The organism is Klebsiella sp. RHBSTW-00484 (assembly GCF_013705725.1).
Lineage (GTDB): Bacteria > Pseudomonadota > Gammaproteobacteria > Enterobacterales > Enterobacteriaceae > Klebsiella.
This window is the reverse complement of the sequence record NZ_CP055481.1, coordinates 6,260,389-6,274,027: the sequence shown is the minus strand read 5'-3', so window position 1 is coordinate 6,274,027 and position 13,639 is coordinate 6,260,389. Positions and strand designations below refer to the sequence as shown.

Genomic DNA, 13,639 nt, shown 5'->3' with positions numbered 1-13,639 from the left:
TGAGTCAGGTTAAGATGATGTCAGTTAGGGGTACGATTTAGCAAATAATCGTGCATACTGTGCGCTTTTTGTGGGCCAAGGGACTAGGCACACATTTGTTTTATAAACGAAAAGACTAGTCTATGAGCTCTGATAATAAGCAATCGTTGCCAGCAATAACGCTGGCGGCAATCGGTGTGGTATACGGCGATATCGGCACCAGCCCGCTATATACACTTCGTGAATGTCTGTCTGGCCAGTTTGGCTTTGGCGTTGAGCGTGATGCTGTTTTTGGCTTCCTGTCGCTCATTTTTTGGCTGCTGATTTTTACCGTATCACTCAAATATATTACCTTCGTTATGCGGGCGGATAACGCCGGTGAAGGTGGGATCCTGACGCTGATGTCGCTGGCAGGACGTAACACGTCCGCGCGAGCAACGTCCGTACTGGTGATCCTTGGTCTTATCGGCGGTAGCTTCTTCTACGGAGAGGTGGTCATTACGCCGGCAATCTCGGTCATGTCAGCAATCGAGGGTCTGGAAATTATCGCTCCTGACCTGGATACCTGGGTTGTCCCCATATCAATTATTGTTCTGACGCTGCTGTTTGCTATCCAAAAGCACGGCACCAGTATGGTGGGCAAGCTGTTCGCGCCAATTATGCTGATCTGGTTCCTGCTGTTGGCAGTGCTAGGGGCGCGTAGCATTTTTGCTAACCCGGAAGTGTTGCAGGCGTTGAACCCATACTGGGCGGTTCACTTTTTCCTCGAATATAAAACCGTTTCTTTTGTCGCACTGGGCGCGGTGGTACTGTCGATTACCGGCGTGGAAGCGCTGTATGCCGACATGGGGCACTTCGGTAAATTGCCTATTCGTCTGGCCTGGTTCTCGGTAGTTCTGCCTTCTCTGGTGCTGAACTACTTTGGTCAGGGAGCGCTACTGCTAAAACATCCAGAAGCGATTAAGAACCCGTTCTTCCTGCTGGCGCCCGAGTGGGCATTGATTCCGATGCTGATTATCGCCGCCCTGGCGACGGTTATCGCCTCTCAGGCGGTGATTTCCGGTGTCTTCTCGTTGACCCGCCAGGCGGTGCGTCTGGGATATCTTTCGCCGATGCGCATTATCCATACCTCGGAAATGGAGTCCGGCCAGATTTATATCCCGTTCATTAACTGGCTGCTCTATATCTCGGTGGTCATTGTGATTGTCAGCTTTGAGCACTCCTCGAACCTGGCGGCGGCATATGGGATTGCGGTGACGGGAACCATGGTGCTGACCACCATTTTGTTCTCGACGGTAGCGCGTAAAAACTGGCACTGGAATAAGTTTGTTGTGGCACTGCTGCTGGTGGCCTTTATGTGCATCGACATCCCGCTGTTCTCAGCTAACCTCGACAAAATCGTCTCCGGTGGCTGGCTGCCGCTGACGCTGGGTCTGGTGATGTTTACCATCATGACCACCTGGAAAAGCGAGCGTTTCCGCTTGCTACGTCGGATGCATGAACATGGTAATTCTTTGGAAGCGATGATCTCTTCCCTTGAAAAATCGCCGCCGGTTCGCGTTCCTGGGACCGCCGTATATATGTCCCGAGCGCTAAATGTGATTCCTTTCGCTCTGTTACATAACCTGAAGCACAACAAGGTGCTGCATGAGCGGGTAATCTTGCTAACGCTGCGTACCGAAGATGCGCCATACGTGCATAACGTTCGTCGCGTGCAGATTGAGCAGATTTCACCGTCGTTCTGGCGCGTGGTTGCCAGCTACGGCTGGCGTGAAACGCCGAATGTTGAAGAAGTCTTCCACCGCTGCGGGCTGGAAGGCCTGAGCTGCCGGATGATGGAGACCTCCTTCTTTATGTCGCATGAGTCGTTAATCATCGGCAAGCGGCCGTGGTATCTGCGCCTGCGCGGCAAGCTGTATCTTCTGCTGCAGCGTAACGCCCTGCGAGCGCCGGATCAGTTCGAAATCCCGCCAAACCGGGTTATTGAACTCGGTACCCAAGTCGAAATTTGATTCTCTAAAGCCCTTCCTTGCGAAGGGCTTTTTGCTGTTTGTTATTCTGACTTCCTTCCTTTACCTCAGTTTTGCGAAACGTTTCGATAGCGATCACAATTCTCAATTCTGATGATGGTTTTTTGCTCGAGTATTGATAATACTTATGTCAGCGAAACGTTTCGCTAGTGGAGCAAAAGAGAAAATGAAAAAAGGTACCGTACTTAACGCTGATATTTCGTCGGTCATCTCCCGTCTGGGTCATACCGATACGCTGGTAGTTTGCGATGCTGGATTACCAGTACCTCGTAGCAGCACGCGTATCGACATGGCGTTAACCCACGGAGTTCCCTCCTTTATGCAGGTTCTGGAGGTGGTGACGAGCGAAATGCAGGTTGAAGCGGCTATCCTCGCGCAAGAGATTAAAACCCTTAACCCGCAGCTCCACACGACGTTGCTCAGACATCTTGAGCTGCTGCAGCAACACCAGGGAAACACCATTGAAATTCGTTATACCAATCATGAGCAGTTCAAAAAAGAAACTGCAGATAGTCAGGCGGTGATTCGCAGCGGGGAGTGTTCCCCGTTTGCGAACATTATTCTCTGTGCTGGCGTCACGTTCTGAGGCCGTCATGGACGCACTCTTACAACTCAAAGGGATCGATAAATCGTTCCCGGGCGTGAAGGCGCTCTCCGGTGCTGCGTTAAATGTCTACTCTGGGCGCGTCATGGCGCTGGTGGGCGAAAACGGCGCAGGCAAATCCACCATGATGAAGGTGCTGACCGGGATTTATGCCCGTGACGCCGGTTCATTATTATGGCTGGGTAAAGAAACCACCTTCACCGGCCCGAAATCCTCCCAGGAAGCCGGTATCGGCATCATCCACCAGGAGCTGAACCTGATCCCGCAGCTGACGATTGCAGAGAACATCTTTCTCGGCCGTGAGTTTGTGAATCGCTTTGGCAAAATCGACTGGAAGAAGATGTATGCCGAAGCCGATGTCCTGCTATTGAAGCTGAATTTACGCTTCAATAGCCAAAAGCTGGTGGGCGATCTGTCGATCGGCGATCAGCAGATGGTCGAAATCGCTAAAGTGCTGAGCTTCGAGTCGAAAGTCATCATTATGGATGAACCGACCGATGCACTGACCGATACCGAAACCGAATCCCTGTTTCGCGTCATCCGCGAGCTGAAATCGCAAGGGCGCGGCATTGTTTATATCTCCCACCGTATGAAAGAGATCTTCGAAATTTGCGATGACGTGACGGTCTTCCGTGACGGCCAGTTCATTGCCGAGCGTGAAGTCGCCAGCCTTGATGAAGATCTGCTGATTGAAATGATGGTGGGACGTAAGCTCGAAGATCAGTACCCGCGCATTGATAAAGCGCCGGGCGATATCCGTCTGAAGGTGGATGCGCTGTGTGGGCCGGGCGTGGAGAACGTCTCTTTTACCCTGCGTAAAGGCGAAATTCTTGGCGTCGCTGGGCTGATGGGCGCAGGGCGTACGGAACTGATGAAAGTGCTATACGGTGCGCTGCCGCGCACCAGTGGCTACGTCACCCTTGATGGTCATGAAGTGGTGACGCGTTCTCCGCAGGATGGCCTGGCAAACGGCATCGTTTATATCTCTGAAGACCGTAAACGCGATGGTTTAGTGCTCGGTATGTCGGTCAAAGAAAATATGTCGCTGACTGCACTGCGTTATTTCAGCCGCAGCGGCGGCAGCCTCAAGCATAAAGATGAACAGCAGGCGGTCAGCGATTTTATCCGCCTGTTTAATGTGAAGACGCCGTCTATGGAGCAGGCCATTGGGCTACTTTCCGGCGGTAACCAACAGAAGGTGGCGATTGCCCGCGGGCTGATGACTCGGCCAAAAGTGCTGATCCTTGATGAACCAACCCGCGGCGTGGACGTTGGGGCGAAGAAAGAGATCTACCAACTGATCAACCAATTTAAAGCCGATGGTCTGAGCATCATTCTGGTCTCTTCTGAGATGCCAGAAGTGTTGGGCATGAGCGATCGCATCATGGTGATGCATGAAGGGCATCTCGGCGGTGAATTCACACGCGAGCAGGCCACCCAGGAAGTATTGATGGCTGCCGCTGTGGGCAAGCTTAACCGCGTGAATCAGGAGTAAAAAAGATGAATAACCCGACTGTTTCTGGTCGCCGCTACTTCACCAAAGCGTGGTTGATGGAGCAAAAATCGCTGATTGCCCTACTGGTGCTGATTGCGGTTGTCTCTACCATGAGCCCCAACTTTTTTACCGTGAATAACCTGTTCAATATTCTGCAACAGACTTCAGTTAACGCCATCATGGCGGTAGGGATGACGCTGGTTATCCTGACGTCGGGTATCGACCTGTCCGTAGGTTCCCTTCTGGCGCTGACTGGCGCGGTCGCCGCTTCAATTGTCGGAATTGAGGTTAACGCGCTGGTGGCCGTTGCCGCTGCGCTGGCATTAGGTGCGGCAATCGGCGCGGTTACAGGCGTAATTGTGGCAAAAGGGCGCGTGCAGGCATTTATCGCTACCCTGGTAATGATGCTGCTGCTACGCGGTGTGACCATGGTTTATACCAACGGTAGCCCGGTAAATACTGGCTTTACCGACAATGCCGATCTGTTTGGCTGGTTCGGGATTGGTCGCCCGCTGGGGATCCCAACCCCGGTGTGGATTATGGCGATTGTCTTCCTGGCCGCGTGGTACATGCTGCACCATACCCGTTTGGGTCGTTATATCTATGCGCTGGGTGGTAACGAAGCGGCAACCCGTCTTTCTGGCATCAGCGTCAATAAAGTTAAAATCATTGTCTATTCTTTGTGCGGCATGCTGGCTTCGCTGGCCGGGATTATTGAGGTCGCGCGTCTCTCTTCCGCACAGCCAACGGCAGGCACCGGTTATGAACTGGATGCTATTGCTGCGGTTGTGCTTGGTGGCACCAGCCTGGCGGGTGGTAAAGGTCGTATTGTCGGTACGTTGATTGGTGCTTTGATCCTTGGCTTCCTGAACAACGGTTTGAATTTATTAGGCGTTTCATCCTATTACCAGATGATCGTGAAAGCGGTGGTTATTTTGCTGGCGGTACTGGTAGATAACAAGAAGCAGTAACTGAGAACTCTACAGGACATCTTAACTATGAATATGAAAAAACTGGCGACCCTGATCTCTGCTGTAGCTTTAAGCGCAACCGTAAGCGCAAACGCGATGGCAAAAGACACTATCGCTCTGGTTATCTCTACGCTTAACAATCCGTTCTTTGTCTCTCTGAAGGATGGTGCGCAAAAAGAAGCAGATAAACTCGGCTATAACCTGGTGGTGCTGGATTCACAGAACAACCCTGCGAAAGAACTGGCTAACGTTCAGGACTTAACCGTTCGCGGAGCCAAACTGCTGCTGATCAACCCAACCGACTCTGACGCAGTAGGTAATGCTGTGAAGCTGGCGAATCAGGCAAAAATTCCGGTTATTACCCTTGACCGCCAGGCCTCAAAAGGCGAAGTGGTAAGCCATATTGCTTCTGATAACGTTCTGGGCGGCAAGATGGCCGGTGACTATATTGCCAAGAAAGTCGGCGAAAGTGCGAAGATCATTGAACTACAGGGAATTGCAGGGACTTCTGCGGCGCGTGAGCGTGGCGAAGGTTTTCAACAAGCCGTTGCGGCGCATAAATTTAACGTACTGGCTAGCCAGCCGGCAGATTTCGACCGCACTAAGGGCTTGAACGTCATGCAGAACCTGCTGACGGCGCATCCTGATGTACAGGCCGTATTTGCCCAGAACGATGAAATGGCGCTGGGTGCGCTGCGCGCTCTGCAAACCGCAGGTAAATCTGATGTGATGGTGGTTGGATTTGACGGCACTCCGGATGGCGAAAAAGCAGTAAACAGTGGCAAACTGGCTGCGACCGTCGCCCAGCTTCCGGAGCAGATTGGCGTGAAAGGCGTTGAGACCGCTGATAAAGTGCTGAAGGGCGAAAAAGTGGATACCAGCTATCCGGTTGAGTTGAAACTGGTCATTAAGCAATAATATGTGATTCGGACTGGCAACGGTCCGAGGGTCAACATAATAAAGAAAAGCAGGGCATGCGCCACCGGGTTCCGGTGGCGCGCTTTCCGGGAATATTGATTATGAAAACCGCAGGCAAACTTGTCGTCCTTGGTAGTATCAATGCCGATCACATCCTTAACCTCGACTCCTTCCCTACGCCTGGTGAAACCGTCACCGGTCATCACTATCAGGTCGCTTTCGGCGGTAAGGGCGCAAATCAGGCCGTTGCTGCCGGGCGCAGCGGGGCAAATATCTCTTTTATCGCCTGTACCGGTGATGACGATATTGGTGAACGCGTTCGTCGCCAGCTGGAAAGCGATAATATCGACGTTGCGCCGGTAAGGGCTGTTGCCGGGGAATCAACCGGCGTGGCGCTGATTTTTGTGAACGCTGAAGGTGAGAATACTATTGGTATTCATGCTGGAGCTAACGCCGCCCTTTCCGTTACGCAGGTTGAAGCTGAAAAAGATCGTATCGCCAGCGCGCAGGCGCTACTAATGCAGCTGGAATCGCCGTTAGAAAGCGTACTGGCGGCGGCGAAAATTGCTCACCAGAGTCAAACTGCAGTGATACTCAATCCTGCTCCAGCACGAGAGTTGCCGGATGAACTGTTAGCGCTGGTGGATATCATTACCCCGAACGAAACCGAAGCGGAAAAACTGACCGGCGTTCGAGTGGAAAATGACGATGATGCGGCAAAAGCAGCTAACGTGCTCCATGATAAAGGTATTGGTGCGGTGATTATTACCCTCGGCAGCCGTGGTGTATGGGCTAGTCTCAAAGGCAACGGTCATCGTGTTCCCGGTTTTAAAGTGCAGGCCGTTGATACTATTGCCGCCGGAGACACCTTTAATGGGGCGCTGGTCACCGCGCTGCTTGAAGGTACCGCACTGGCTGAGGCGATTCGTTTTGCCCATGCTGCCGCGGCTATCGCCGTCACCCGTAAAGGTGCTCAGCCCTCCGTGCCATGGCGAAAAGAAATAGATGAATTTTTACGTCAACAGGGGTAACGCTTGGCCACCATGAAGGATGTAGCCCGCATAGCGGGCGTTTCCACTTCGACGGTTTCTCATGTCATCAACAAGGATCGCTTCGTTAGCGAAGCCATTACCGCTAAAGTCGACGCCGCGATTAAGAGCCTGAATTACGCGCCATCTGCACTGGCGCGTAGTCTTAAATTAAACCAAACCCGTACTATTGGCATGCTCATTACCGCCAGTACCAATCCGTTTTACTCGGAGCTGGTACGTGGTGTGGAGCGTAGCTGTTTTGAACGCGGTTATAGCCTGGTGCTGTGTAACACCGAAGGCGATGAACAGCGAATGAACCGTAATCTGGAGACGCTGATGCAAAAGCGCGTCGATGGTTTGTTGCTGCTGTGTACTGAAACTCACCAGCCTTCGCCGGAAATCATGCAGCGCTACCCTTCCGTACCGACGGTGATGATGGATTGGGCACCGTTCGATGGCGATAGTGACCTGATCCAGGATAACTCTTTGTTGGGTGGCGATATAGCGACGCAGTACCTCATCGATCAAGGCCATACGCGGATTGCCTGCATCGCGGGCCCGCTGGATAAAACCCCTTCGCGACTGCGTCTTGAGGGATATCATGCTGCAATGGCTCGTGCCGGGCTGGCAGTACCTGAAGGATACGTTATTAGCAGCGATTTTGAGTTTGGCGGCGGATTTAGCGCAATGGAAAAGCTGTTAGTACTCCCCAAGCTGCCGCAGGCGGTGTTTGTCGGTAACGACGCGATGGCGGTTGGTGCTTATCAGGCGCTTTATCAGAGTGGATTGCGCATTCCGCAGGATATGGCGCTGGTGGGTTATGACGACATTGAGCTGGCTCGCTATATGACGCCGCCGCTGACGACCATTCATCAGCCGAAAGATGAACTGGGCGAGCTGGCCATCGATGTACTCATCCACCGAATGGCTGACCCAGGACAAAAACAACAACGCGTTCAGCTGACTCCAGAACTGGTCGTGCGTGGCTCTGCTTAATGCTTGTGCCGCTCCTTAATCAGGTTGCGGCCATCTTTCGCTTTCAATAAAGCAAATACTAGCGCTGATACCACGGTGATTGCTCCCATGGTTATAAAGGTGTAGTGAAACTGCTCGATGGTATTTACACTATCGAACCCTTCATAAAAGCGCAGCACTGCCGCACTAATGGCGACCCCGAGGCTGATAGATAACTGCTGGGTGACGGCCAGCATGCTGTTGCCGCTACTGGCATTTTCATCGGTCAAATCTGCGAGCGTGATGGTGTTCATTGATGTGAACTGGGTGGACATCGCCATCCCCAATACAAATAGCGGCAACAGCAGTACCCAAATCGACATATCCGGAGACTGCAGTGAAAATTGGGCGATCATCAGACCGATAAATATCGTGACCCCAACCAGCGTTTTTCGATAGCCAAACCAGCGTAGAATTTGGGTAACGGTCGATTTGGCAATAATCGAACCGATAGCTGTCGGTGCAATTATGCAGCCTGCGATTATCGCCGGATAACCAAAGCCCACTTGTAGCATCAGAGGCATCAGGAACGGGACGCAGCCGGTGCCCAGGCGAGTTGCCAGATTTCCCGCGATTCCCACTGAAAAAGTATGCGTCTTAAATAAAGAAAGCGAAATGAGCGGCGTAGGATGACGGCGAGCGTGGCGAATATACGCCAACAGCATAACAATGCTCAGAGCAATGATGGATAGAGCAATCCATGTCGCGACGATCTTCTCACCAAACAGTTCGATTCCGCTGGAAAATAGTACCAGACTTAATCCGAACAGCAGAAAGCCGAGCGCGTCAAAACGGCGCCGGGGCGTAGTGAAGTCCGGCATATATTTACGGGCGTACACAATCCCGATAATGCCGATGGGAATATTAATTAGAAAAATCGGGTAAGCGGATTAAATGGTTGATCTTACCTTTGCATGAGAGTGAGACAGACCGGCATCTCATCGGATTATCTGGTTGATGCTTCACCTACTGCTGGTGCATGTTTCCTTCGCTAATTCCAGCAAGAACCCCACACGCCTCAACTTCCCGGTCATCGTTGCAACTCGCTCTCAGTGAAACGAGTTGTTTCTCAAGCGCTTGCAGAGCGGTTATCTGCGACCGCACATGAGAGATGTGATCATCGAGCAAGGCGTTGACGGCGGTACAAGGCTGATGAGGGTCGTCCTGATAGCTCTGTAGTTCGTGAATCTCAGCCAGTGACAGGCCCAGGATTCTGCAGCGACGGATGAAGGCCAGCCCCTCACCATGCTTCTCGGTATAGACACGGTAACCGTTGTCCTGCCGATCAGGCGGCGGCAACAAGCCCTGCTGTTCATAGAAGCGGATCGTCTGTGTTTCGACCCCTACCAACTGCGCCAACTGACCAATGCGCATCAGCCTCCTCCCCAACGGATTCTTTACTCTATTGACCTTATAGTAGCTTTATAGTTTAAAATGGTACCACAACATTGTTCAAGTGGAGTCGTATCATGAGCAAATCCTGTGGTGGCGCCTGTGGCGGTGATGCAACGTCCGCAGCGGATACCGATATACAGGCCTCCTCCGAGGCGCCAGGGAGATGGGTCAGTGTTTATGCCGTGCCGAAGATGGACTGTCCATCAGAAGAACGAATGATTCGCCTAGCCCTGAACGGCTTTGAGGAGATTCGGGCGCTGTCCTTCGACTTGTCGAACCGCCGGCTGAAGGTCGTGCATGACGGCGAGGTCGAGCCCGTCACCTCGAAACTGAAGACCTTGGGGCTAGGCGCCTCGCTTCAGGAAACCGTCGCTGCAAATCCGGAGACCATCAAGGCCGCCGAGTTTTCGGCAGCTTCTGCTAAGCAAGAATCCGGGACCCTGCGCTGGTTGCTCGGCATCAATGCACTTCTGTTCGTGGTGGAAATGACTGCCGGTCTGATCGCCCGGTCCACCGGCCTGATTGGAGAATCCCTGGACAATTTTGCCGATGCGGCGGTGTACGGGCTTGCCCTTTATGCGGTTGGACATAGCGTGAAAATGCAGGTACGTGCCGCGCATCTTGCTGGTGTACTGCAACTGATCTTGGCTGTGGGCGTGCTCGTAGAGGTGGTGAGACGCTTTGTATTCGGTAGTGAGCCTGAATCGCTGGTGATGATGGCTATCGCATTCGTCGCATTGATTGCCAATACCAGTTGTCTGCTGCTCATATCCAAACATCGGGAAGGCGGGGCGCACATGAAGGCAAGCTGGATATTCTCGGCCAACGACGTGGTGATCAACCTGGGGGTCATCACCGCCGGCGCCCTGGTCGCGTGGACCGGTTCCAATTATCCGGATCTGATTATCGGCACCATCGCGGGGGGCATTGTACTTAACGGTGCCAGACGCATTTTGGCGTTGAAGGGTTAAATAATGCTCATTATTGGCAAAAAGCTCTCGCCGTATGCCCTATTGTCCATATCGGGCCTGCTGGCAGCGTCTGATCAGGCTGTAAAGTGGCTGGTGCAGCAATCAATGGCCTATGGCGAGTATGTTTCGGTGACCCCGTTCTTTAACTGGGTGCACCTATGGAACACCGGTGCCGCATTCAGTCTTTTTGCGAATGGTGGAGGCTGGCAGCGCTACTTTTTTATCGGAATCGCGGTAGTGGTCTCGATTTTTCTGATCAAGCTGATCCTTGAAAATCGTCATAAAGGAGAAGCCATCGCTTACAGTCTTATCCTCGGTGGCGCCATGGGCAACCTGATTGACCGGGTCTTTCGCGGCTATGTTGTGGATTCCTTTGATTTCTATTGGCGAGACTGGCATTGGCCGGCCTTCAACCTGGCTGATATTGCAATTGTCCTCGGTGCCTTACTTTTCGTTTCCAGCAGCTTGTTGGGTAAAAAAGCAAACACCAATGCCGAGTCGGATGGATCTGACTGACACCTACGCCTATACAACACCATGACCGAACTTCCCGACAACATCCTTCACCTGCCGCAATACCAAGTACTGGGCTGCAAATCAACCGACGACGAAATGCACTTCCAGGTGGACGTGCCCGATCCCATCGCCTGCGAGGAATGCGGCGTGCAGGGTGAGTTCGTACGGTTCGGCAAGCGTGACGTTCCCTATCGTGATCTGCCCATCCACGGCAAGCGGGTCACTCTCTGGGTGGTCCGCCGCCGATACACCTGCCGGGCCTGCAAGACAACATTCAGGCCCCAGCTACCGGAGATGGTGGACGGATTCCGTATGACACTGCGGCTGCATGAGTACGTGGAGAAGGAATCCTTCAACCACCCCTACACCTTTGTGGCGGCACAGACCGGCCTGGACGAGAAGACGGTGCGCGACATCTTCAACGCCCGCGCCGAGTTCCTGGGGCGCTGGCACCGCTTCGAGACGCCCCGCATCCTGGGCATTGACGAGCTATACCTGAACAAGCGCTACCGCTGCATTCTGACCAACATTGAGGAGCGAACCCTGCTCGACCTGCTGGCCACCCGCCGCCAGGACGTGGTGACCAACTACCTGATGAAGCTGAAAGACCGGCAGAAGGTCGAGATCGTCAGCATGGACATGTGGAACCCCTACCGGGCAGCGGTCAAGGCTGTGCTGCCCCAGGCCCGTATCGTGGTCGATAAGTTCCATGTGGTGCGCATGGCCAACGATGCCCTAGAGAGAGTGCGCAAGGGCCTCAGAAAGGAGCTGAAACCGTCCCAGAGCCGGACTCTCAAGGGAGACCGGAAAATCCTGCTGAAACGCGCTCACGAAGTCTCAGACCGGGAGCGCCTCATCATGGAGACCTGGACAGGCGCGTTCCCGCAACTGCTGGCCGCCTACGAGCACAAGGAGCGCTTCTACGGCATCTGGGACGCCACCACACGGCTCCAGGCAGAAGCCGCCCTGGACGAGTGGATAGCCACCATCCCGAAGGGCCAAAAGGAAGTCTGGAGCGATCTGGTCAGGGCAGTGGGAAACTGGCGCGAAGAGACCATGACCTACTTCGAGACGGACATGCCCGTCACCAACGCTTACACGGAGTCCATCAACCGACTGGCCAAGGACAAGAACCGTGAAGGGCGCGGTTACTCCTTCGAGGTGATGCGGGCACGAATGCTCTACACCACGAAGCACAAGAAGAAGGCACCGACTGCGAAGGTCTCTCCTTTCTACAAGAAAACCATCGGTTACGGACTGCCGGACTTCGCAGAGGAACTCAACTACGGAGTCGATCTATCAACCATCTGAGGGTGGTATCAGATTGATGGGGTGAAGGTGCCCCATCAACCATTAAATCCGTATACCCGAAAAATCCAGTGCCAGCTGGCCCAGGTGACCAGTACACCGCCGAGTACGGGTCCGAGAATGGGGCCGACCAGCCCAGGCATCGTGACGAAATTTAACACTGGTAGTAATTCACTGCGCGGATAGGCGCGTAGTAATGCCAGCCTCGCCACCGGCATCATCATCGCCCCACCTATACCTTGAATAACGCGGAAGGTAACCAGCTCTGTTAGAGAACCTGAGAGAGCGCAGGCGAGAGAACCCAGGGTGAACAGACTAACGGCGATGATAAACACTTTCCGTGTGCCAAAACGGTCAGCCAGCCAACCGCTGACTGGAATTAACATGGCCACGGTAAGCGTATAGCTGATGATAGCTGATTGCATGGCCAGCGGTGAACGGTTGAGACTCTGTGCGATAGCAGGAAGGGCGGTATTCAGAATGGTGGCATCCAGCGCCTGCATAAAAAAGGCCATCGCAGCAATCCACGGCAGCCCAGCCATACTACGCCCTTTCTTCTCGCTCATTCGGTACCCTTTGAATGATTTGGAGCACTCAACAAAGCCTGACAGGCGTTCAGCGCCCGTGAACCGTCGTTATCGAGGATGGCATCAACTATTGCCTGATGGAGATCCAGCTTCATCACTTCATTCTGGGTTATCGAAGTGAAATAGGTGTGGTAGACAGAATGGAATAGAGAAGCGAAAGAGATCAGAAAGGGATTTCCACTCATCTCATATATATGTTCATGCCAGGCCATATCGACTTCAATCCAGCGCTCGCGCTGAAAGTTTCTCTTCAACTCAATCATCTCCGCCATTAGAGCATTGAGTTGTGCTCTTTGTTCTGGGCTACCTGAATTCGCCGCCAGAAAACAGGCTTGCGGTTCAAGACTGCTGCGCATTACGAGGAAATGGCTAACAACCTCTTCAAAGTTATCTTCCGTTAACCACCAAGCTAGCAGCTCTTTGTCGAGAAAGTTCCAGCTACTGCGTGGCATAACGCGGGTACCGATGCGTGGGCGAGGTAAAAGCATCCCTTTTGCTGTCAACGTTTTGACTGCCTCACGAACCGCCGTGCGGCTTACGCCGAATTGCTCACCCAGCTCTATCTCTCCAGGAAGAATGCTTTCTGGCTGATATTCGCCGGTCAGAATTTTTTGCGCCAGTTTCTCCGCTAATACCCAGGAGATATTCTTTTGTGCCGCCAGCTGCTGTGTGCTTAAAGACATAAATGCCGTTCCTTTCTCTTTTTTACTCTATCAGTATGCCATCAGGCGACTTACTTCGTTTGTTAAAACGGCAAAACGCCGATTTTTTGCCACATTACACGTTGCTGTGGTGAAAAAAGAGACGGTTGAAAAGTTTT

At 53.0% G+C, this 13,639-nt stretch carries 12 protein-coding genes and 2 pseudogenes; 10 read left to right on the top strand and 4 right to left on the bottom strand.

Annotation, left to right across the window (positions count from 1 at the left end; all coding sequences use genetic code 11):
* The first annotated feature begins 122 nt into the window (after window positions 1-122).
* The 7 genes from kup to rbsR all read left to right on the top strand — a co-directional run bounded on the left by kup (window position 123) and on the right by rbsR (window position 8,024).
* Entirely contained in the window at window positions 123-1,991 is a 1,869-nt protein-coding gene (kup, locus tag HV213_RS29480; RefSeq protein ID WP_181484293.1) for a low affinity potassium transporter Kup, read from the top strand.
* Between the two features lie 184 nt (window positions 1,992-2,175).
* The gene (rbsD, locus tag HV213_RS29475) at window positions 2,176-2,595 is read left to right on the top strand and encodes a D-ribose pyranase (RefSeq protein ID WP_181486527.1); all 420 of its coding nucleotides are present in this window, start codon (window positions 2,176-2,178) and stop codon (window positions 2,593-2,595) included.
* A gap of 7 nt (window positions 2,596-2,602) precedes the next feature.
* On the top strand, window positions 2,603-4,108 hold the full coding sequence (gene rbsA / locus HV213_RS29470; protein ID WP_181484292.1) for a ribose ABC transporter ATP-binding protein RbsA: 1,506 nt from the start codon (window positions 2,603-2,605) through the stop codon (window positions 4,106-4,108).
* A 5-nt stretch (window positions 4,109-4,113) separates the two neighbouring features.
* Window positions 4,114-5,079 (top strand): ribose ABC transporter permease, encoded by a 966-nt coding sequence (gene rbsC / locus HV213_RS29465; protein ID WP_112215583.1) that lies wholly within the window; start codon window positions 4,114-4,116, stop codon window positions 5,077-5,079.
* A 27-nt stretch (window positions 5,080-5,106) separates the two neighbouring features.
* Window positions 5,107-5,997: a ribose ABC transporter substrate-binding protein RbsB gene (gene rbsB / locus HV213_RS29460; protein WP_181484291.1), complete on the top strand. Its 891-nt coding sequence runs from the start codon at window positions 5,107-5,109 to the stop codon at window positions 5,995-5,997.
* A 98-nt stretch (window positions 5,998-6,095) separates the two neighbouring features.
* Window positions 6,096-7,028 (top strand): ribokinase, encoded by a 933-nt coding sequence (rbsK, locus tag HV213_RS29455; RefSeq protein ID WP_181486526.1) that lies wholly within the window; start codon window positions 6,096-6,098, stop codon window positions 7,026-7,028.
* Window positions 7,029-7,031: 3 nt separating this feature from the next.
* Complete coding sequence (rbsR, locus tag HV213_RS29450) at window positions 7,032-8,024, top strand: ribose operon transcriptional repressor RbsR (protein WP_110276052.1); 993 nt, start codon at window positions 7,032-7,034, stop codon at window positions 8,022-8,024.
* Here the strand turns inward: rbsR and HV213_RS29445 are convergent.
* Together HV213_RS29445 and cadR are read right to left on the bottom strand one after the other, a co-directional pair.
* A pseudogene (locus HV213_RS29445) lies at window positions 8,021-8,920 on the bottom strand (MFS transporter); the annotation flags it as partial. The gene rbsR and the pseudogene HV213_RS29445 sit on opposite strands and share 4 nt — an antisense overlap.
* Before the next feature lie 88 nt (window positions 8,921-9,008).
* Window positions 9,009-9,416 carry a Cd(II)/Pb(II)-responsive transcriptional regulator gene (gene cadR, locus HV213_RS29440; RefSeq protein WP_004364961.1) on the bottom strand — a complete coding sequence of 136 codons (408 nt, stop codon included), beginning with the start codon at window positions 9,414-9,416 and terminating at the stop codon, window positions 9,009-9,011.
* A gap of 95 nt (window positions 9,417-9,511) precedes the next feature.
* Between cadR and HV213_RS29435 the strand changes: the two genes are divergently transcribed.
* The 3 genes from HV213_RS29435 to HV213_RS29425 are packed head-to-tail and all read left to right on the top strand — an operon-like array spanning window position 9,512 to window position 12,235.
* Window positions 9,512-10,408, top strand: a complete 897-nt coding sequence (locus tag HV213_RS29435) for a cation efflux transmembrane domain-containing protein (protein WP_004364974.1) — start codon at window positions 9,512-9,514, stop codon at window positions 10,406-10,408.
* Between the two features lie 3 nt (window positions 10,409-10,411).
* Window positions 10,412-10,924, top strand: a complete 513-nt coding sequence (gene lspA / locus HV213_RS29430; RefSeq protein WP_003821921.1) for a signal peptidase II — start codon at window positions 10,412-10,414, stop codon at window positions 10,922-10,924.
* 21 nt (window positions 10,925-10,945) lie between these two features.
* Complete coding sequence (locus tag HV213_RS29425; RefSeq protein WP_004574636.1) at window positions 10,946-12,235, top strand: ISL3-like element ISPpu12 family transposase; 1,290 nt, start codon at window positions 10,946-10,948, stop codon at window positions 12,233-12,235.
* A 53-nt stretch (window positions 12,236-12,288) separates the two neighbouring features.
* On the opposite strand, the pseudogene HV213_RS29420 reads toward HV213_RS29425, so the two are convergent.
* Window positions 12,289-12,798 (bottom strand): annotated as a pseudogene (locus HV213_RS29420) (MFS transporter); the annotation flags it as partial.
* The gene (locus HV213_RS29415; protein ID WP_112215580.1) at window positions 12,795-13,502 is read right to left on the bottom strand and encodes a FadR/GntR family transcriptional regulator; all 708 of its coding nucleotides are present in this window, start codon (window positions 13,500-13,502) and stop codon (window positions 12,795-12,797) included. The pseudogene HV213_RS29420 and the gene HV213_RS29415, both read right to left, overlap by 4 nt.
* Window positions 13,503-13,639: the final 137 nt, after the last annotated feature.